The organism is Streptomyces pactum (genome assembly GCF_002005225.1).
Classification (GTDB): domain Bacteria; phylum Actinomycetota; class Actinomycetes; order Streptomycetales; family Streptomycetaceae; genus Streptomyces; species Streptomyces pactum_A.
Genome location: NZ_CP019724.1, coordinates 1,226,505 through 1,246,373 on the forward strand (window position 1 = coordinate 1,226,505; position 19,869 = coordinate 1,246,373).

Here is a 19,869-nt window from a genome sequence, read left to right on the forward strand (position 1 = left end):
GGTGATCGCGGGCAGGCGGGTGACGGACCGCCCACGGACCCGCCCGACGGCACAGAGCCTCGCATGAGGACACAGGACGGCACAGAAGGGCCACGGCAAAGGGCCTTCACGGGAATCGCGCCCGTGAAGGCCCTTCACACCGTCGGGACGACAGGATTTGAACCTGCGACCCCTTGACCCCCAGTCAAGTGCGCTACCAAGCTGCGCCACGTCCCGGTGTGCTCACACGCGGCGAACCGCGCGATCACGCGAACAGTACTTTACCCCACACCCCGGGCCACGCCTAAGCGGGTGCGGGAGGGGGACAATCGGTCCCATGGACAGCCCTGCCGACAACCCCATGGACAGCACGGCCGCGAACCGGCCGGTGGACGCGCGGGACCGCGACGACGAGGGGCGGGCGCGCAACGCCCGGCCCCGGGACGGGCTCGGCCGCCCGCTGCCGTACGGCGCGGACGGCGTCCCCCGCCAGCCGGAGGGTGTCGTACGGGCACCCGGGGAGACGGTCGCCGAGGCGCAGCGGCTGCTGGACGCGGGGCGGCCGTTCCACGCGCACGAGGTGTTCGAGGACGCCTGGAAGTCCGGCCCCGAGGAGGAACGGCAGCTATGGCGGGGGATGGCCCAGCTCGCCGTGGGGCTCACGCACGCGGCCCGCGGCAACGTGACGGGCGGCGCCAGACTGCTGCGGCGGGGGGCCGGGGCGGTGACGGAGTGGGCGGCCTCGGACTCCGGGCGGGGGCGGCCGTACGGCATGGACCTGGGGCGGGTCGCCGGGTGGGCCCGGCAACTGGCGCGGGACGTGGAGGACGGCGAGTCGGTGGACGCGGGCGCGCGGGCGCCCCGGCTGCGGGGCTGATCCGGCCACGCCGCGGCACCGGAGACGGCCACGCCGCGGCACCGGAGACGGCCGCACCGCGGCACCGGGGGCAGCCCGGCCGGGGCGTTGTCGGTGGCGTACGGCAGACTCGTGGCGTGCGGATGATTCATGTGATCGGTATCGGCGCGGGCGACCCCCGGCAACTGACCCTGCAGGCGGTCGAGGCGCTGCGGAGCACTGACGTGTTCTTCCTCCTGGACAAGGGCGAGGTGAAGGCGGACCTGGTGCGGCTGCGCCGGGACATGCTGGAGACGCACGTACCGGAGGGGACGTACCGGATCGTCGAGGCGCGCGACCCCGAGCGGGACCGGAGCGCGGGCGGCTCGGCGTACTCCCCCGCCGTGGGGGACTGGCGCAGTGCCCGAGCCGGTGTCTACGAGCGGATGATCGCCGAGGAGCTGGCCGAGGACGAGAGCGGCGCCTTCCTGGTGTGGGGCGACCCCGCGCTGTACGACAGCACGCTGGGCATCCTGGAGGAGATCCTGGAGCGCGGCGCGGTCGATTTCGAGTACGACGTCGTGCCCGGTGTCAGCAGCGTCTCCTCCCTCGTCGCCCGGCACCGTACCGGGCTGAACCGGGTGGCCCGGCCGGTGCAGATCACCACCGGACGACGACTGGCGGAGGGCTTCCCGGAAGGGGTGGACGACGTCGTGGTGATGCTCGACGCCCACCAGGCCTTCCGGCGGTACGCGGACCAGGACATCGACATCTACTGGGGCGCCTACCTGGGCACTCCGGACGAGATCCTCGCCTCCGGCCCGATCGCCGAGGCCGCCCCCCGCATCGAGCGCCTGCGCGCGGAGGCGCGGGAGCGCAAGGGCTGGATCATGGACACGTATCTGCTGCGGCGCGATCCCGGCGACGGCTAGCCGGACCTCGCCGCCGACCGGACCGATGGCCGCACCCGGGCAGGCCGAAGGCCACGCTGACAGCCGCACCCGGGCAGGCCGAAGGCCGCACTGACGGCCGCGCTGACAGCCGCACCCTGGCGGACCGTCCCCGCATGCGTGGCCCGTGCACGGGTGTGATCGTGACCGTGTGACAGTCGCCGAGGAACCGCCACGGACCGCCGCCGCCCAGCCGCCCGTGCTGGACAAGCGCCGCCGCAACGTCGTCTTCGTCACGATCATGCTGGGCATGCTGCTCGCGGCCCTGGACCAGACGATCGTCGGCACCGCGCTGCCGACGATCGTGTCGGACCTGGGCGGCGGCGAGCACATGTCGTGGGTGGTGACCTCGTACCTGCTCGCGGAGACCGTGGCGACGGTCCTGGTCGGCAAGTTCGGCGACATGTTCGGCCGCAAGGTCGTCTTCCAGGTCTCGGCGATCGTGTTCATCACGGGCTCGTTCCTGTGCGGTCTGGCCACCAGCATGCCGCTGCTGATCATCTGGCGGGCGATGCAGGGCATCGGCGCGGGCGGTCTGATGGTCACGTCGATGGCGCTGATCGCGGACGTCATCCCGCTGCGGGAGCGCGGCAAGTACCAGGGCGCGATCGGCGCGGTGTTCGGCGTGGCGACGGTCATCGGCCCGCTGCTGGGCGGGCTGTTCACCGACCACCTGTCCTGGCGCTGGGCGTTCTACGTCAACGTGCCCATCGCGATCGTCGTCGTCATCGCCGCCGCCCGCACCATCCCGGTGGTGAAGTCGGCCGCCCGGCCCGTCATCGACTACCTGGGCATCGCGCTGGTCGCGGTCGGCGCGAGCGCGCTGATCCTGGCGACGAGCTGGGGCGGAAACGAGTACGCGTGGGGCTCGGCCGTGATCGTCGGCCTGTTCGCGGGCGGGCTGATCGCGCTCGGGCTGTTCTGCCGGGTGGAGACCCGGGCGGCCGAGCCGATGCTGCCGATGCGGCTGTTCTCCAACCCGGTGTTCACGGTCTGCTCGATCCTCAGCTTCATCGTCGGCTTCGCGATGCTCGGCGCGCTGACGTATCTGCCGACCTATCTGCAGTACGTCGACGGCGACTCGGCCACCGTCTCGGGCGTCCGGACGCTGCCGATGGTCGCCGGGCTGCTGATCGCCTCGGTCTTCAGCGGCAACGTGGTCAGCAGGACCGGGCGGTACCGGCTGTTCCCGATCGCCGGCACCCTCGTGATGGGTGTCGGCCTGTATCTGATGTCGCTCATGGAACCGTCGACGGGCGCCTGGCCGGAGTCGCTGTACATGTTCGTGCTCGGCACGGGCATCGGCCTGTCCATGCAGGTGCTGACCATCGCCGTGCAGAACACCGTCGACTACGCCGACCTCGGCACCGCGACCTCCGGCGTCACCTTCTTCCGCACGCTGGGCAGCTCCTTCGGCACCGCCGTCTTCGGCACGATCTACGCCAACGCCCTCGGCCCCAACCTGCGGGACGGCGTCGCCGCGGCCGCGGGCACCGGCGCCGCCGACCCGGCCGTGATCGGCAGGGCGGCGACCAGTCCGGACGGTGTGCACCGGCTGCCGTCCGAGGCGTCGGCGCCGATCGTGGGCGCGTACGCCGACACCATCCAGACCGTGTTCCTGTGGACGGTGCCGGTCGCGGCGCTCGGCCTGCTCGTCGCCCTGTTCCTCAAGCAGGTGCCGTTGCGCGACAGCGCCCGGCTGGGCTCCACCGACATGGGCGAGGGCTTCGCCTCACCGCACGACGCCGACAACAGACGGGCGCTGGAGGCCTCCGTCGGGAAGATCATCGGCAGTACCGAGCTGGACACCGCGCGCCGGATCATCGCGGACAGCGACACCCGGCTCGATGTCGCCGGCGCCTGGGCCGTCATGCAGGTCGACCTGTTCACGCGGCTGGTCGGACACGCCGGCCTCGGCCTCATCGCGGCGCGCCGCCGGGTCCCGCCGGAGGTGCTGCTGCCGGTCTTCGACCGCATGGTCGAGGAGGGGTTCCTGACCCGCCACGGCTCCCTGCTCTCGCACACCGAGGCGGGCGCCCGCGAGGCCCTGGTCATCGGCCGGGCGTGGTCGGCCTGGCTGGAGGACCGGGTGGAACAGGACATCGGCCGGCCCTCGGACACGGAGCTGCGCGCCGCGGTCGACTCGATCGCCAAGCGTCTGCTGGTCGAGGACCTGAGCAGCGGCCTGCCGGACCGCGTGCGGCAGCCGGTCACGGCCCGCTGAGGCCCAGTCGCTCCAGTCGCTCCAGTCGCTCCAGCCGCTCCAGTACCGCCGGCACGTCGGACACCACGTCCGCGCCCGGCGGCAGCGGAGGCCTGCGGACGACCACCACCGGGAGGGCCAGCTCCCGGGCCGCCGCGAGTTTGCCCGCGGTGGCCGCTCCCCCGCTGTCCTTGGTCACCAGTACGTCGATGCGGTGGTCGCGCAGGAGCGCCGTCTCGTCGGCCACCGTGAACGGGCCGCGGGCCAAGAGGACGCGGGTGTCCGGTGGGAGGGGCGGCTCGGGGGGCTCCACCGAGCGGGTGACGAAGTGGAGGCCGGACAGGTGGGCGAAGGCGGCCAGGCCCAGGCGGCCGGTGGTGAGGAACACGCGGCGGCCGAGGGCCGGCAGCAGGCCGGCCGCCTCGGCGAGGGAGGCGGCGGGATGCCAGTGGTCGCCGGGGCCGGCCTGCCAGCCGGGACGGCGCAGGATCACCGCGGGGGTTCCGGTGGCCGCCGCGGCACGGACCGCGTTCGCCGTGATGGTCTCGGCGAAGGGGTGGGTGGCGTCGACGAGGGCGTCCGCGTGCTGCTCGCGCAGCCAGGCGGCCAGCCCTTCCGGTCCGCCGAAGCCACCGGTCCGTACCTCGCCGGCGAGGGCGCCCGGCCGGGTCACCCGCCCCGCGAGGGAGGTGGTGACGCGGACGCCGGTGCGCGCCGCCAGGTCGGCGGCCAGTCGGCGGGCCTCGGTGGTGCCGCCGAGGATCAGCACGTGCGGCGCCGGGCGGGGCGGCGTCGGGCGGGACGAAGTCGGCCGGGACATGCGTCGAGACTACGCACCGTCAGGGCAGGAGGAGCTCGAGGCCCCCGATCACCGTCGCCGCGATCACGAGCCGCTCGAACAGGCGTTGGTTGATCCGGTTCACCGCCCACTTGCCGATGAACGCGCCCGGCACCACGAACCCCACGAGCGCGGCGTCAAGGAGCAGCGAGCTCTCGTCGATCAGGCCGAGGCCGGCGCTGAAGGGCAGTTTGGAGACGTTGACGATGAGGAAGAAGAACGCCGACGTGCCCAGGAAACCGAGCTTCCGGAAGCCCGCGGACAGCAGGTACATCGACATCACCGGGCCGCCCGCGTTGGCCACCATCGTGGTGAAGCCGCCGAGCACGCCGTACGAGCGGGCCTTCAGGCGACCGGCCCGAGAGGTGATCCCGTCCCCCTCCCCGGCCGGCCGTCCGTCCGCGTCGGTCCGCCGCCTGCGCCAGATCGTCACCCCGGCCATCAGCAGCAGGATCGCGCCGATCGAGGTCCGTACGACCGCGTCGTTCGCCCAGAGAAGGAACACGGTGCCGACGACCACGCCGGCCCCCACCGCCGGGAACAGCCGCCACAGCGTGGGCCAGTGGGCGTGGCGCCGGTAGGTGAGCACGGCCAGGATGTCACCCGCGATCAGGACCGGCAGGAGGATGCCGGTGGAGGCGCGGGCGGGCAGTACCGCCGCGAAGATGGCCAGGCTGACCGTGTTGGCCCCGCTCACGGCGGTCTTGGAGAAGCCGACGAGGAAGGCGGCGAAGGCGAGGGCGGCGAATTCCCAGCCGGTGAGGTGCCAGAGCGTCATGGTGTCCATTGCGGGCACTGATGCTATGCGCACCCAACCGATGCCCGTAAGCACCGTCTCGGCAGGTGGCCCCTGTGGTGCCCTAGCCCGCCGTGTACCGCACCCGCAGTTCCCGCTTCAGCACCTTCATGCTGGGTCCCAGCGGCAGCGCGTCCGCGAACTCCACGCGGCGCGGGTACTTGTACTTGCCGAGGTACTGCCTGGACCACTCGGTGACCTCGGCGGCGTCCGGCGCCGCGTCCGGCGCGGGGACGACGACGGCGCACACCTCCTCGCCGTGCAGTTCGTCCGGGAGGCCGATGACGGCGACCTGTGCGATGCCGGGGTGGCGCATCAGCACCTCCTCGACCTCCCGCGGATAGACGTTGTAACCGCCGCGGATGATGACGTCCTTCTTCCGGTCGACGATCCGGAGGAAGCCCTCCTCGTCCTTGGTGCCGAGGTCCCCGGTGCGGAACCAGCCGTCGACGAGCGCCTCGGCGGTGGCCTCGGGGCGGCCCAGGTAGCCGGAGAAGACGTTGTGGCCGCGTACGACGACCTCGCCCAGCGCACCGGGCGGCAGCAGTTCGACGGTGCCTTCGACCTCCGCGCGGGCGATCTCCACGTCCACGCCCCACAGGGGATGGCCGATGGTGCCTGGCCTGGCGCCGAACACCGGCTGGTTCACGGCCGCCGCGGGGGAGGTCTCCGACAGCCCGTATCCCTCGTAGACCCTCGCGCCGAAGGCGGCCTCGAACCGCTCCAGCACGGCGACGGGCAGCGACGCGCCGCCGGAGACGCACACCCGCAGGCCGGGCAGGGCATCGGCCCCGGCCGCCGCCGCGGCGAGGGCGACGAACATGGTCGGCACCCCGTGGAAGGTGTTGACCTTCTCCCGCACCATCAGCTCGATCGCGCGCGCCGCGTCGAAGCGCGGCAGCAGGACGAGGGTGGCGCCCGCCCGCCAGGTGGAGTTCATGGAGACGGTCTGGCCGAAGGCGTGGAACAGCGGCAGCGCGCCGAGCGCGACGTCGTCGGGCCTGACGTCGTTGGCGTCGAAGGCGTTGACGGTCGCGTTCATCACCAGGTTGAAGTGGCTGAGCACGGCGCCCTTGGGGACACCGGTGGTGCCGCTGGTGTAGAAGACGACGGCGGGGTCGTCGGCGTCGCGGGTGACGTACGAGGGCAGTGGCTCGGCGTCGGCCGCGAGCTTGCCGAGCTCGTCACCGAGGGTGATCACCCGGATGCCCGCCTCCCGCGCGGCGGCCGCCGCGGTCTCCGCCTGCGCCGGGTGACACAGCAGCAGGGTGGCGCCGCTGTCGCGCAGGACGTGCTCGACCTCCGCCGGTGACAGCAGCAGGTGGACCGGGACCACGACGCCACCGGTCGCGGCGATCGCGTAGTACGCCTGCGGGAAGTCGGCGGTGTTCGGCGCCATCAGCGCGACCCGGTCCCCCGGCCGGACGCCCAGGCCGGTGAGGGCGCCGGCCTGGGCCCGGGCCCGCTGCCACACCTCGGCGAAGGTCAGCCGCAGGTCGCCCTCGACCAGCGCCTCCTTGTCGGGGCGGCGCCGGGCGTTCTCGGCGAGGACGGCGGCGACGGAGAGGGTTGCCATGGGGTGTTGCTCCGTTCCTTGCTGCGGCTCTGCGGAGGGGGTGGGTGGCGCTCGGCGGGGGCGGAGACCCTCAGTGCCGCTCGACGAGCAGCGCGCTGCCCTGCCCGACGCCGACGCACATCGTGGCGAGCCCGCGGGCCGCGCCCGTGCGGCGCATGCGGTGGAGCAGGGTGGTGAGGATGCGGGCGCCGGAGCAGCCGAGCGGGTGGCCCAGCGCGATGGCGCCGCCACTGGGGTTGACCAGGTCGGGGTCGATGCCGAGCTGGTCCACGCAGGCGAGTGCCTGGGCGGCGAACGCCTCGTTGAACTCGGCCTCCGCGAGGTCGTCGACGTTCCAGCCGGCCCGGGCGAGGACTTTGCGGGTGGCGGGGACCGGGCCGATGCCCATGACGTCCGGGTGGACGCCGGCCGAGCCGCCCGCGACATAGCGGCCGAGGGACTCCAGGCCCAGGTCGTTCAGGGCCTCCTCGCTGACCAGGAGGAGACCGGCGGCGCCGTCGTTCATCGGGGACGCGTTGCCCGCCGTGACGGTGCCGCCCGTGCGGAAGACCGGCTTGAGGCGGGCGAGCTTCTCGACGGAGGTGTCCTCGCGGACGCACTCGTCGGTGTCGACGACCACGCCGTCGGGGCGCTCTACGGGAAGCAGCTCGTCGTCGAAGTGGCCGTTCTTGCGGGCCTCGGTGGCCAGTCGGTGGCTGCGCAGCGCGAACTCGTCCTGGCGCTCGCGCGGGATGCCGTACCGCTCGGCGACCTCCTCGGCGGTCTCCCCCATGGCCAGCAGTCCGTGCAGTTCCTTCATCGCCGGGTTGACCAGGCGCCAGCCGAGGCGGGTGTCGGCGGTCTCGATGCGGTGCGGCAGGGCTTCGTCGGGGCGGGGCAGCACGAAGGGGGCGCGGCTCATCGACTCCGAGCCGCCCGCGAGCACGACGTCGGCCTCGCCCGCGGCGATGGTGCGGGCGGCGGTGGTGACGGCCTCCAGGCCGGAGGCGCACAGGCGGTTCACCGTGGCGCCGGGCACGGAGTCGGGCAGGCCCGCCAGCAGGGCGGCCATGCGGGCGACGTTGCGGTTGTCCTCACCGGCCTGGTTGGCGGCGCCCCAGTACACGTCGTCGACGCGGGCGGGGTCGAGCGCGGGCACGTCGGCGACCAGGCCCCGGATCACGGCGGCGGCGAGGTCGTCGGGCCGCACGGTGGACAGGGCGCCGCGGAGCTTGCCGATCGGGGTGCGGCGGGCGGCCGCGAAGTGGACGGGACGCACGAGGGGACTCCTGACCGTCACTCGGTCGCCGACGGCGGCGAACGAACACTTAATTAGCACTGCTAGTTTTGGACTATAGACCGTCGGACGGCTCCCTGGGAAGATCCCCCGGTGACCGTCACCGACGCGCTGGAGGAGACATGACCGAGGCCCGCGAGCACGTCCTGACCGGAACGCGCGGTCGGCTCACCGCCCGCGCGTGGCCGGCCGGGCGGCCCACCTACGTGGCGCTGCTGGTGCACGGATACGGCGAGCACATCGGCCGCTACGACGAGGTGGCGAGCGTTCTGACGGAGCACGGCGCGGCCGTGTACGGCGTCGACCACGCGGGACACGGGCGGTCGGACGGCGAACGGGTGCTGATCGAGGACTTCGAGGACGTGGTCACCGACGTGCACACCGTGGCCGAGCGGGCCCGGGCCGCCCACCCCGGCCTGCCGGTCGTCATGATCGGGCACTCCATGGGCGGCCTGATCGCCTCCCGCTACGCCCAGCGCCACCCCGGCGGGCTGACCGCGCTGGTGCTCTCCGGCCCGGTCGTCGGCGACTGGGAGCTGCCGCGCCGGCTGCTCGCCCTCGACGAGATCCCCGACACCCCGATCAGCCCGGCCTCGCTCTCCCGGGACCCGGCGGTCGGCGCGGCGTACGCGGCGGACCCGCTGGTGTGGCACGGCCCGATGAAGCGGCCGACACTGGAGGCCTTCGTACGGACCCTGGAGACCGTGGCCAAGGGCGGCGACGTCGGCCGGCTCCCGCTGCTGTGGGTGCACGGCGACGACGACCGGCTCGTTCCGCTGCCCGGCAGCCGGGTCGGCGTCGAGCGGTTGAGCGGCGGCGACCTGACCGAGCGGATCTACCCGGGCGCCCGGCACGAGGTCTTCAACGAGACGAACCGGGCGGAGGTGTTCGCCGACGTCACGCGCTTCTTGGACCGCGTACTCCCCCGCTGACCGGCGGGGGCGGTGCCCCGGCGGGGGCGTTCGCACCCGGTGCCCCAGCCGGGGGCGCGAGCCCCGAGCCCGGCGGGTAGGGGCACGAGCCCCAAGCCCGGCGGGTAGGAGCGCGAGCCCCGAGCCCGGCGGGTAGGAGCTTGTACTCCGCTGCGCCCGCGGGCCTCTGGTCCCGGTACCCCCGGCGGGGCGTTTGCCCCCGAGCCCCATGGGCACCCGCGCCCCCACGGAGTGGTTGCACCGCGCCGCCTGTGGACGAGGACCCCGAACCGTCCTCCCCGTGGGCACCGCCGGCCCGACACTGCGGGACACCGGGCCGCCGAGGGCGTACGCGCCCGGTGCCCGGTGAGCGCGCAGTGCATGGCGTTCGCCCTGGACCCCGGCCGGACGTCGGGCGTGTGGGGAGGTCCCGGCGAGGACGAGTGCGTCCGCCTGCTCCGTACGACCGCGCAGTACGCACATACGCACGACGAAATGAGGGGCACCTCATGGCCGACGCCCTCGAACTCGACGCGCTGTGGGAGGACTTCCACCGCGTGGTGAACATGACCTCCGCGGAACTCTCGGACTGGCTCCGGGTACGCGACTCCGGCGAGCTGACCGAGCCGATGCCGGACGACGCCGGCCCACCACTGGGACAGCACGTCCTCGCGATCCTGCAGAAGCGGCGCACGGACCTGACGGAGGACGACCTGGAGGCGATGCGCAAGGTCGTGGACACCGTGACATCGCAGGCCGACCTGGAGAACGAGCCCCAGTCCGCCGACACCCGGCTCAGGCACCGGCTGATGACGGTCGGCCACGACCCACTGAAACCGTAGCCGTGAGCCGTGACCAACGGCGGGTGGTACGCGAACTCGTCGGCGCGCACGGGCAGACGTACGCCGAGGAGGCGGGCATCCGGCTGAAGGACACCCCGCAGCCGCTGTACCGGCTGCTGGTCCTCGCCCACCTGCTCAGTGCCCGCATCCGCGGCTCGGTCGCCGTGGCCACCGCCCGTGCACTGCACGAGGCCGGGCTGCGCGATCCGCGCCGCATGGCCGGCGCCGACTGGCAGGAGCGGGTGGACGCGCTCGGCCGGGGCGGTTACCGGCGCTACGACGAGCGCACCGCCTCCCAGCTCGGCGACGCCGCCGAGCTGCTGACCGAGCGATGGGGCGGGGACCTGCGCCGGCTTCGAGAGCAGGCGGACGGCGAGGTGGCCGAAGTACGGCGGCTGCTCCAGGAGTTCCCCGGAGTGGGTCCGACCGGCGCGGACATCTTCCTGCGGGAGGTCCAGCGCGTCTGGCCGCAGACGGCCCCCTACCTGGACCGCAAGGCGCTCCAGGGCGCGGAGCGACTCGGCCTGCCCAGCGACCCGGACCGGCTCCTCGACCTCGCCGGGGCGACGGAACCGGCCGTCCTCGCGGCGGCCCTGGTGCGCGCGTCGGTGGACGGGGAGGTCGCGCGGGACACGCTCGACCGCTCCGGGTGAGCCTTCGCGGTACCAACGGCCGGTCACCCGGACAACCCCCGTGCGCTGGTGCGTCCGCGGGTGCGGTGATGCGCTGAGGGCACCGTGTCACATCCCAGGAGGCATCCGCGATGAGCCGTCGTCCGTCCCGCCCCGTCCGTCTCATGACCCGCGCACTGGCGGCGGGGGCGTTGGTGACCACGGCCGCCTGCTCTGCGGACGGCGGCGAGCCGGCGGCGGCCTCGGACACCGCCGCCGCACAGGCCCGGTCGGCGTCCCCCGCGGCAGAGCGGCGCGAGGCGGGCGAGGTCCCCGCGGGCCAGCCCACCGGGTCTCCCAGAACGCTCCCCTCCACCCTCACCGAGTCCGGTGCGAAGGCAGCCCTGCTCACCGAGGCCGACCTGGAGGGCGACTGGAACCAGGTCCAGGACGCGGACAAGTGGCGCGACCGGCTGCTCGTCGGCGAGGTCGACGTCTCCGACTTCCTCACCGCGAGGACCGACGCCGCCGACTGCCAGAAACTGCTGGACTCCCTGTACCGCGACGACCTGCTGGGCGAGCCGTCGGGGCCGTCGGCGCTCACCGGCTTCGAACAGGGCGACTCCCGGCTGCTGGAGCAGGTCGCCGGCTACGACCGCGCCGGGCTGGACGACCGCCTGAAGTGGCTGGACTCCCTGCCGCGGAAGTGCGATCGGTTCACCGCGACCGACGACGCGGGCGAGAAGCGCACGGTCCAGGTCACCGAGGCATCGGTGCCCGAGGTCGGCGACGCGCGTGAAGGCCTGCACGTGACCGTCCGGGGCACCGCCGCGGACAACCCGGCCACACTCACCCTGGACCTCGTCGCCGTACGCGTCGGCACCTCCGCCCTCACCGTCACGGGCGGCGGCCTGGACGGCGGCGAGGCCTCGTCCGTGGAACAGGCGGTGCGGCAGGGCACCGAGCGCCTGAAGACCGTCCTGGACGGCGGAACGCCTTCGCCACAGCCCACCAACCCGTACTGACGGCCCCGCCGGGCAGCGGCAGTCCCCCGGCACCACGCCCCGCGCAGCCTCCCCGACGCGGCGCGGGCGCCGCCGTGTGCGCACCTCGGGCGAAACCCGGACAGCGTGATCACCGGACGGCACAATGGTGCGCGACGGACATCGCACGCGCGAAGGAGCCCAGACGTGAGCGACAGCGATCCCGTTCCCGGCGGGCGTCCGGGCGAGGTCGAGCGGGCCGCCGCGCTCGGCGGTGAACTGTCCGGGCAGGGCGTGCACGGCGTCGTGCTGGCGTACGTCGACACGGCGGGGATCGGCCGGGTGAAGACCGTCCCCACCGCGAAGCTCGCCGCGGCCGCGGCCTGGGGCGTCGGCATGTCACCGGTGTTCGACACCTTCCTCGCGAACGACTCGATCGTCGCCACGGACGTGCTCGGTTCCCCCGACGGAGATCTGCGCCTCTACCCCGACCTCGACCGACTGGCCGTACTCGCGGCGCAGCCCGGCTGGGCGTGGGCGCCGGTCGACCGGATCACGCAGGAGGGCGAGCCGCATCCGGCGTGCGGGCGGACCGTCCTGCGCCGGACCGTGGCGCGGGCCGCCGAGCGGTACGGCATCGTCTTCAAGGCCGCGATCGAGATCGAGTGGGCCGTGGGCCGGGGCGACGCGGCCGGTGACGACTTCGTGCCGGCGGTGTCGGGACCGGCTTACGGTGCCATCCGGCAGGTGGAGCTGAGCGACTGCGCCGCCGACCTGCTGGCGGCGCTCGCGGCGCAGGGCGTGGACGTGGACCAGCTCCATCCCGAGTACGCGGCGGGGCAGTTCGAGATCTCGGTGGGGGCGCTCGACCCGGTGGCGGCGGCCGACCGCAGTGTGCTGGTGCGGCAGACCATCCGGGCCGTGGCCGGGCGGCACGGGCTGCGGGTCTCCTTCGCCCCGGCGGTCCTCGGGCAGGGAGTCGGCAACGGCGGGCACATCCACCTCTCCGCCTGGCGCGACGGGAGGAATCTGCACGCCGGTGGTACGGCCCGGTACGGGATGACCACGGAGGCCGAGTCCTTCGTGGCCGGGGTGCTGGACCACCTCCCGGCACTCACGGCGATGACCGCGCCGAGCCCGGCCAGCCGTCTGCGGCTGCGCCCCTCGCAGTGGGCGGGAATCTTCACCGCCTGGGGCCGGGAGACCCGCGAGGCCGCCCTGCGCGTCGTCACCGGCACCACCGGGGAGCGTGGCCGGGCGGCCAACCTGGAGGTGAAGCCGGTCGACCTCGCCGCCAACCCCTACCTCGCCCTCGCTTCGGTGATCGCCGCCGGACTGGACGGGCTCGCCTCGTCCGCGCCCCTGCCCGAGGAGATCACCGGCGACCCGGCCCGCTTCGGCGCGGACGAGGCGGCGGCCCGGGGAGTGCGACGGCTGCCCGGCTCGCTCGCCGAGTCGGCCGAGGCGTTCCGCGCCGACGACGTGCTCCGGACCGCGCTGGGGCCGGTCCTCGCCGACGCGGTGACCGCCGTACGGCGGGGGGAGGTCGAGGCGGTCGACGGGCTGGACGACGACCGGGTGGCGGCGGCCTACCGCTGGAAGTACTGACGTGGCCGCCGGACCCGTCCACGAGAGGCTCGCCGCACTGGAGCTGGTGGACCACCACTGCCACGGCGCCGTCACCACCGGCCTGGACCGGGCGGGCTTCGAGTCCCTCCTCACCGAGGGCGAGGCGTGGCCCGGCGTCTCCCCCTTCGACAGCCCCGTCGGCGTCGCCGTACGCCGCCACTGCGCTCCCCTCCTGGACCTGCCGCGCCACGTCCCGCCCGACGTGTACCTGGGCCGGCGGGCCGAGTTGGGCACCGCCGAGGTGAACAGGCGGTTCCTGCGCGCCGCGGGCACGGGCGTGTTCTGCGTGGACACGGGGTACGCCCCGCACCGCGTGACCGCGCCCGCCGAGCTGGCCGAGGCGGCGGGCGGGGTGGCGTACGAGGTGGTCCGGCTGGAGGGTGTCGCGGAGGCGGTGGCGGCCGGGGGCGTGGAGCCGGACGCGTACGCGGCGGCGTTCCGTGCCGCCGCGTGGGAGGCGGTACGGCGGCCGGGCGTGGTGGGCGTCAAGTCGGTGGCGGCGTACCGCACCGGCTTCGGCCTGGATCCGGTCCGTCCCTCGTCCGCCGAGGTCACCGAGGCCGCCCGGCGCTGGCTCGCCCGGGGAGGCCGGCTCGACGACCCGGTGCTCGTGCGGCATCTGCTGTGGACCGCGGTGGACCTCGGACGGCCCCTGCAACTGCACACCGGGTTCGGGGACGGCGACATCCGCATGCACCGCGTCGACCCCACCCTCCTGACCGACTGGCTGCATCTGACCGCCAGCACGATCCCGGTGCTGCTGCTGCACTGCTGGCCGTACCAGCGCCAGGCCGCCTATCTGTCGGCGGTCTTCGAGCGGGTGTACCTGGACGTGGGCCTGACCCTGCACCACGTCGGCCCCGCCCGGGCGGGCGCCATCCTCGCGGAGGCGCTGGAGATCACCCCGTTCCGCAAGCTGCTGTACAGCTCCGACGCCTACGGGGTGGCCGAGTTCCACCACCTCGGGGCGCTGGCCTTCCGGCAGGGACTGGCCGGGTTGCTGTGGGAGCGGGTGGAGGCCGACGAACTCGCCCTGCCGGACGCGCTGCGCATCGCGCGCTGGCTGGGGCGCGACAACGCGCGCCGCGTCTACCGGCTGCCGGGCGGCCTGGTGGACGACGGCTGAGCGGCGTGGGACCGGTCACAATCCCGGAGCGCCACCCGGGAAGCGGGAACGGCTGAAAGTATGATCAAGCGATGTCTGACATGACCGAAACCACGCCGGGCTGGCTTTCGACCGACGAACTCGAGATGGCACGCGCCCGCATGCCGATCCTGTACGTCGAGGCCGTGCCCGTGCGCGTCGACGACAGCGGTGAAGTCACCAGCGTCGGCCTGCTCCTGCGCATCGGCCCTGACGGGACGGTCAGCCGGACGCTGGTCTCCGGCCGGGTGCTGCACCACGAGCGGGTCCGGGACGCCCTGTTGCGTCACCTGGAGAAGGATCTCGGCCCGGTGGCGCTGCCCCGGGTGCCGTCCTCGCTCCAGCCGTTCACGGTGGCCGAGTACTTCCCCACGCACGGCGTCACGCCCTACCACGATCCCCGGCAGCACGCGGTCTCCCTCGCCTACGTCGTGCCGGTGGCCGGCGACTGCCGGCCGCGGCAGGACGCGCTGGACCTGGTCTGGTTCAGCCCGCAGGATGCCCTGTCACCGGCCGTGCAGAGCGAGATGCCGGGCGGGCACGGGGTGTTGCTGAAGCAGGCGCTGGCGCATGTGGGCCGCGTGGTCTGAGGGTTCGACGGCCTGGGGCCGCCGCCCTTCCTCGCACACGACAAGGGCCTTCGCGGACTCTCGCCCGCGAAGGCCCTTCGCCATGTCGGGACGACAGGATTTGAACCTGCGACCCCTTGACCCCCAGTCAAGTGCGCTACCAAGCTGCGCCACGTCCCGTTGCCCGTCTGACCTGGGGTTTCCCTGGCCGAACGCGCAGGAAAACCATACCGCATCCGGACCGGTGGTCGCGCACCGCTTTCCCGGAGCGCCCCTCGGCACTCAGCCCTTCTGCGCGCGCGACGGCTCGGGTACCGCGGCGCGGTTCGAGCCGGCCGCGGCCGCGTCGACCCGGACCAGTCCGCGTACCGCCGGTATCAGGAGCAGGGCGGCGCAGACCGCGAAGCTCGTCGCGCCGGCGACGAGCAGCACGTGATCGGCGCCGACGGCCGAGGCGGCGGGGCCGGCGAGGGCCTGGCCGACCGGCATCATCGCCAGTGATCCCGCCACGTCGTAGGCGTGGATGCGGTTGAGGACGTCGGGCGGCACCTGGGTCTGCACACTGGTCGCCCACATCACGCCCCAGAAGGACATCCCGGCCCCGGCGACGGCGGCTCCGGTCGCCATGGCGGGTACGCCGAGCCCGGCTCCGACACTCGCGGGGAATGCGGCGAAGCCGACGAGGGCGATCGCGCCGGCACGGAGCATGCGGCGGGGACGCAGCCGCAGCGCGAGGAGGCCGCCGACGACGGTGCCGGCGCCCAGGGCGGAGTTGACCAGGCCGTACACGCGAGGGCCGTGCTCCTGCACCACCTGAGTCGCCACCAGCGGGACGGTCGGGCCCCACACGGCGATCATGTAGACGCACCAGACGGCGATGACGCCCCACAGCCACTGGCGGGAGCGGAACTCCCGCCACCCCTCGACCAGGTCGGCACGGAAGGCCTTCGTCCCGCGGCCGGTCACCACTCGGCTCCCCGGCGCCAGCGGGGGCAGCCGGAGCAGCAGCAGGCACAGGGCGCTGATCCCGTAGGTGGTCGCATGGGCCGCGAAGACCCCGCCGGGTGAGGCGAAGCCGACCAGGAGACCGGCCACGGCGGGTCCCGCGAGCTGGGCGGCGGACTCGGCGACGCGTATCGCGCCGTTGGCGCCCTGGATGTCGGAGGCGAGCCGGGGGACGGTGCTGGCGACCCCGGGCTGGAAGACGGCGCCCGCGACGCCGTTGACGAACCCGATCGCGCAGACCTGCCACAGCACCACGTGGCCGGAGAAGAACAGCCCGGCGGCCAGCGCCTGGGTGCCCAGCCGCACCAGGTCCGCGCCGATCATCAGCTTGCGGGTGCTGAACCGGTCGGCCAGCACGCCGCCGAAGACGACCAGGCCGGCGAAGGCGGCGGCCGTCGCGGCCATGGAGACGCCGACCGCGCCCGCCCCGTACCCGTGCTGGAGCAGGCCGGCGGCGAGCGCCACGGGCAGCATCGTGTCACCCAGCCGGGCGATGGCCCGGGCGACGAAGAACAGCGCGAAGTCCCTCGACCAGACGGCTCGCGCGGCCTGCGCGCCTGCCGCCCCCTCGGGTGTGGGCTGCGACGACGACGGCCCGGTCATCCCGCGCTCCCCCCTCCCCGGCCGGCCCGCCCGCCGACCACCCCGGGCGACCGCTGCCGGACGCCTGCTCACGTCGTACGTCCGACAGCCGGAGCCCCCCTCCGGCCCCGGCTGCCACGCATGTGTCCGGATCATGCCACGGGACACCGGCAAGGCCCGAAGGGTTTTCAGCCCCCGGCCGGCAGCCCCAGCCGGGGGTGGGCCTCCAGCAGCCGGGGCGGAGCGGCCTGGCGCCAGGAGTCGGCGAGGATGTCGCGCAGCTCGTCCTCGCCCTCCATGGCGGCGAGGCGGACCCGCACCCAGGCGAACTGGGCCTCGTGGCCGGCGATCCAGAACTTCTCCGGCTCGGCCAGCACGAGTTCGTCGCGCTCCTCCTTGGGGCAGCGCACCGCGATGGAGGTCTCCTCCTCGGGCAGCGTGGCGAACATCTTCCCCGCGACCCGGAAGGTGGGCATGCTCCAGGCGGTCTTCTCCGTCGTGTCCGGCAGGGACAGGGCGATACGGCGTACGTCTTCTGCGTCCGGCATGTCAGGCACCGTAGCCGCCGCCACTGACATTGATCCTGATACTCAGGTTCCGGTGGTCATGGCTCTGCCACTGACTGACGTCCTGCTGGACTGTCTTCTGGCTGTTCTGTCCGGCCACCGGGACCTGTTCTCATGGCTCCGGCCGGGCGGAACATGACCTGATAGGAGCTTGGTCAGAAGCCCCTTCAATGTCCTGTCTGCGCCACCCGGCCGGCGCCCACCTTCGGCTGGGAAGGCACCATCAGCATGACATCAGCGGTCATGGACAACACGGCAGACCAGGATGTGGTCGGCGGGGTCGACTCCCACACCGACACCCTCCACGTCGCGGTCATCAGCGACAACGGCGGCCATCTCGCGGACGCCGAGTTCACCACCACTGCCGCCGGATACGCCGCGGCCCTGGCCTTCCTGACCGCCCACGGCCACGTGATCGCCATCGGGGTGGAGGGCACCGCCTCCTACGGAGCCGGATTCACCCGCGCCGCCCGCGAGGCGGGGCTTCATGTCGTGGAGGTCAACCGGCCCGACCGGGCCGAACGCCGCCGCATCGGCAAGTCCGACCCCATCGACGCCTACGCCGCCGCCCGCGCCGCCCTGTCCGGACGAGCCTCCAGCGCCCCCAAGGACGACACGGTCGCGGGCATACGCGCCCTGCACAACGCCGCCCGCTCCGCGGTCAAGGCCCGCACCGCCGCCCTGAACCAGATCGGCAGCCTCCTCATCACCGCTCCCGACACCATCCGCGCCAAGTACGGCCGGCTCAAAGGAACGGACCGCACCGACGCCCTCGCCCGGCTGCGGCCCGCCGGGGACGCGGTCCATACCGCGGTCCTCACCGCGCTGAAGAGTCTCGCCCGACGCGTCAAGAAACTGACGGTCGAACACGAGACCCTGGTCAAGGCACTGGACAGCGTGGTGAGTGTCCACAACCCCGGACTGCGAGCCGCCCACGGAGTCGGCCCCGACACCGCGGCCCAACTGCTCGTCACCGCCGGAGGCAACCCCGACCGCATGCGGACCGAGGCCTCCTTCGCGGCCCTGTGCGGAGCCGCACCGGTCCCCGCCTCCAGCGGCCGGACCAACCGCCACCGCCTCTCGCGAGGCGGCGACCGGCAAGCAAACGCAGCCCTCTACCGCGTCGCCCTGGTCCGCATGTCGAGCGACTCCCGCACCCGCGAGTACGTGGCACGTCAGACCGCCGCCGGCCGGACGAAGAAGGAGATCATCCGGCTGCTGAAACGGGCCATCGCCCGGGAGATGTTCCGCTGCCTGACCACCACGGTCACCGTCCCCGGCATCGACGATCTACGGCCGCTGCGGCGGTCCAAGAACATCACCCTGACCGCTGCAGCCCGCCACTTCGCCCTCTGGCCGGCCACCATCTCCACCCTCGAACGCGGGACCCGCCGAGACGACGACCTCGCCCACGCCTACCGCAACTGGCTCCAAGCCGTTTGACAGGCAATAGGAGCATCAGTCACCCGGCGGCGACCGGGCCGACCTGCTTGAAGTAGAGCGTCGTCGGCCGCAGTTCCCCGCCCGGGTCCGCCGCGTAGTCGGGGATCGTCCCTGCCCGGGTCCACCCGGCGGAGCGGTAGAGGTGCTCGGCTGGACTGCCGGTCTCGGTGTCCAGGTGGAGCAGGGTGATGCCGGCCTTCGCGGCGGCCTCCTCGGCGGCGGCCAGGAGCCCGCGGCCCAGGCCCCGGCCGCGGGCCGTGCGGGAAACCATCAGCTTGACCAGCTCGGCGCGGTGGCGGCTGTTGGGCTTGTCGGGCAGGGCGAGGCTCACCGTCGCGAGCACCCGGTCCCCCTCGTGCGCCACCCAGACGGCGAGCTGCCCGGTGGCCACGGCGCTGACCCGGCCCCGCCACCAGGCGACGGCATCGGCGCGGTCCAGCGGCGCGAGGAAGCCGACCGAAGCGCCGCCCTCGACGGTGTCGGTCAGCAGGTCGGCCAATTCCCCCAGCAGGGCGGTCAGCCGCCGCTCGTCCACGCGGCTCACCCTCACGGCAGCACCACCGCCAGCACGTACCGCGCGTCGTCTGGGCCGGGGCACCGGAACCTCGTCGGCCCCCACACCCGCATCCGCAGGCAGTCCCCGGCGCCGAGGTCGTGCCCGGCCTCCTGTGCCGTCACCTCCAGGGCCCCTTCCAGGACCCAGACGTGCTGCTCCAGGCCGGGCACGGGCGGCCGGTCGTAGGCGATGTCGGCACCGGCTGCGAGGCGGCCCTCGACCAGTTCGCCACGCAGCCCGGCGTGCGGCGGGGACACCGAGCGGCGTACGAAGCCGGCGGCCCGGTCCTCCCAGACCGGCTGCCCGGCCGCCCGCACCAGCAGCGCGGGTTCCGCCTCGACCTCGCCGAGCAGCCGGGACATGGTGCGTCCGTAGACCGCGCACAGGCGGTTCAGGACGGAGGCGGTGGGGCTGATCTCCGCCCGTTCGGCGCGGGACAGCGTGGACCGGCTGACTCCGGTGCGTTCCGCCAGCTCCCCCAGCGACCAGCCGTGTTCGGCCCGCAGCTCGGCCAGCCGGGCGGCGAGCCGGGCGTCCGCGGGATCCGGAGCGTCATCGGTGCTTCTCACATCCGG

The 19,869-nt window shown here is 73.6% G+C and carries 20 protein-coding genes and 2 tRNA genes; 12 read left to right on the forward strand and 10 right to left on the reverse strand.

Annotation, left to right across the window (positions count from 1 at the left end; all coding sequences use genetic code 11):
- Window positions 1-142: 142 nt before the first annotated feature.
- Window positions 143-216, reverse strand: a tRNA-Pro gene (locus B1H29_RS05190).
- A gap of 100 nt (window positions 217-316) precedes the next feature.
- On the opposite strand from B1H29_RS05190, the gene B1H29_RS05195 reads away from it, so the two are divergent.
- From B1H29_RS05195 to B1H29_RS05205, 3 genes are all read left to right on the forward strand, one after another.
- Window positions 317-856: a DUF309 domain-containing protein gene (locus B1H29_RS05195; RefSeq protein ID WP_055419085.1), complete on the forward strand. Its 540-nt coding sequence runs from the start codon at window positions 317-319 to the stop codon at window positions 854-856.
- Between the two features lie 116 nt (window positions 857-972).
- The gene (cobF, locus tag B1H29_RS05200; protein WP_055419086.1) at window positions 973-1,746 is read left to right on the forward strand and encodes a precorrin-6A synthase (deacetylating); all 774 of its coding nucleotides are present in this window, start codon (window positions 973-975) and stop codon (window positions 1,744-1,746) included.
- Window positions 1,747-1,915: 169 nt separating this feature from the next.
- The gene (locus B1H29_RS05205; protein ID WP_055419087.1) at window positions 1,916-3,988 is read left to right on the forward strand and encodes an MDR family MFS transporter; all 2,073 of its coding nucleotides are present in this window, start codon (window positions 1,916-1,918) and stop codon (window positions 3,986-3,988) included.
- Here B1H29_RS05205 and B1H29_RS05210 read toward each other — a convergent pair.
- From B1H29_RS05210 to B1H29_RS05225, 4 genes are all read right to left on the reverse strand, one after another.
- Entirely contained in the window at window positions 3,975-4,787 is an 813-nt protein-coding gene (locus B1H29_RS05210; RefSeq protein ID WP_055419088.1) for a cobalt-precorrin-6A reductase, read from the reverse strand. The two genes, B1H29_RS05205 and B1H29_RS05210, sit on opposite strands and share 14 nt — an antisense overlap.
- Window positions 4,788-4,806: 19 nt before the next feature.
- Window positions 4,807-5,592: a sulfite exporter TauE/SafE family protein gene (locus B1H29_RS05215; protein ID WP_055419089.1), complete on the reverse strand. Its 786-nt coding sequence runs from the start codon at window positions 5,590-5,592 to the stop codon at window positions 4,807-4,809.
- A gap of 73 nt (window positions 5,593-5,665) precedes the next feature.
- On the reverse strand, window positions 5,666-7,177 hold the full coding sequence (locus B1H29_RS05220) for a long-chain-fatty-acid--CoA ligase (RefSeq protein WP_055419090.1): 1,512 nt from the start codon (window positions 7,175-7,177) through the stop codon (window positions 5,666-5,668).
- Window positions 7,178-7,247: 70 nt separating this feature from the next.
- Complete coding sequence (locus B1H29_RS05225) at window positions 7,248-8,435, reverse strand: thiolase family protein (protein ID WP_055419091.1); 1,188 nt, start codon at window positions 8,433-8,435, stop codon at window positions 7,248-7,250.
- A 140-nt stretch (window positions 8,436-8,575) separates the two neighbouring features.
- Between B1H29_RS05225 and B1H29_RS05230 the strand changes: the two genes are divergently transcribed.
- From B1H29_RS05230 to B1H29_RS05265, 8 genes are all read left to right on the forward strand, one after another.
- Window positions 8,576-9,385: an alpha/beta hydrolase gene (locus B1H29_RS05230; RefSeq protein WP_055419092.1), complete on the forward strand. Its 810-nt coding sequence runs from the start codon at window positions 8,576-8,578 to the stop codon at window positions 9,383-9,385.
- A 360-nt stretch (window positions 9,386-9,745) separates the two neighbouring features.
- On the forward strand, window positions 9,746-9,928 hold the full coding sequence (locus B1H29_RS39995) for a hypothetical protein (RefSeq protein ID WP_324611013.1): 183 nt from the start codon (window positions 9,746-9,748) through the stop codon (window positions 9,926-9,928).
- On the forward strand, window positions 9,874-10,206 hold the full coding sequence (locus tag B1H29_RS05240; RefSeq protein ID WP_055419093.1) for a DUF3140 domain-containing protein: 333 nt from the start codon (window positions 9,874-9,876) through the stop codon (window positions 10,204-10,206). Before B1H29_RS39995 ends, B1H29_RS05240 begins: the two co-directional genes overlap by 55 nt.
- Before the next feature lie 2 nt (window positions 10,207-10,208).
- A complete protein-coding gene (locus B1H29_RS05245; RefSeq protein ID WP_055419094.1) occupies window positions 10,209-10,859 on the forward strand; it encodes a hypothetical protein in 651 nt (216 codons plus the stop codon).
- Window positions 10,860-10,969: 110 nt separating this feature from the next.
- Window positions 10,970-11,842, forward strand: a complete 873-nt coding sequence (locus tag B1H29_RS05250; protein ID WP_055419095.1) for a hypothetical protein — start codon at window positions 10,970-10,972, stop codon at window positions 11,840-11,842.
- 165 nt (window positions 11,843-12,007) lie between these two features.
- Window positions 12,008-13,408: a glutamine synthetase family protein gene (locus tag B1H29_RS05255; protein ID WP_055419096.1), complete on the forward strand. Its 1,401-nt coding sequence runs from the start codon at window positions 12,008-12,010 to the stop codon at window positions 13,406-13,408.
- Window position 13,409: 1 nt separating this feature from the next.
- The gene (locus B1H29_RS05260; protein ID WP_055419097.1) at window positions 13,410-14,555 is read left to right on the forward strand and encodes an amidohydrolase family protein; all 1,146 of its coding nucleotides are present in this window, start codon (window positions 13,410-13,412) and stop codon (window positions 14,553-14,555) included.
- A gap of 80 nt (window positions 14,556-14,635) precedes the next feature.
- Window positions 14,636-15,163 (forward strand): NUDIX hydrolase family protein, encoded by a 528-nt coding sequence (locus B1H29_RS05265; RefSeq protein ID WP_055419098.1) that lies wholly within the window; start codon window positions 14,636-14,638, stop codon window positions 15,161-15,163.
- A gap of 85 nt (window positions 15,164-15,248) precedes the next feature.
- Here B1H29_RS05265 and B1H29_RS05270 read toward each other — a convergent pair.
- From B1H29_RS05270 to B1H29_RS05280, 3 genes are all read right to left on the reverse strand, one after another.
- Window positions 15,249-15,322, reverse strand: a tRNA-Pro gene (locus B1H29_RS05270).
- Window positions 15,323-15,424: 102 nt separating this feature from the next.
- Window positions 15,425-16,750, reverse strand: a complete 1,326-nt coding sequence (locus tag B1H29_RS05275; RefSeq protein WP_055419099.1) for an MFS transporter — start codon at window positions 16,748-16,750, stop codon at window positions 15,425-15,427.
- A gap of 167 nt (window positions 16,751-16,917) precedes the next feature.
- Complete coding sequence (locus tag B1H29_RS05280; protein ID WP_055419100.1) at window positions 16,918-17,277, reverse strand: MmcQ/YjbR family DNA-binding protein; 360 nt, start codon at window positions 17,275-17,277, stop codon at window positions 16,918-16,920.
- Between the two features lie 261 nt (window positions 17,278-17,538).
- Between B1H29_RS05280 and B1H29_RS05285 the strand changes: the two genes are divergently transcribed.
- Window positions 17,539-18,738, forward strand: coding sequence for an IS110 family transposase (locus tag B1H29_RS05285; protein ID WP_055416408.1), 1,200 nt, complete (start codon window positions 17,539-17,541; stop codon window positions 18,736-18,738).
- Between the two features lie 19 nt (window positions 18,739-18,757).
- Here B1H29_RS05285 and B1H29_RS05290 read toward each other — a convergent pair whose 3' ends face one another.
- On the reverse strand, window positions 18,758-19,288 hold the full coding sequence (locus B1H29_RS05290) for a GNAT family N-acetyltransferase (protein ID WP_055419102.1): 531 nt from the start codon (window positions 19,286-19,288) through the stop codon (window positions 18,758-18,760).
- Entirely contained in the window at window positions 19,285-19,863 is a 579-nt protein-coding gene (locus B1H29_RS05295) for a helix-turn-helix domain-containing protein (protein WP_055419103.1), read from the reverse strand. Before B1H29_RS05295 ends, B1H29_RS05290 begins: the two co-directional genes overlap by 4 nt.
- Window positions 19,864-19,869: the final 6 nt, after the last annotated feature.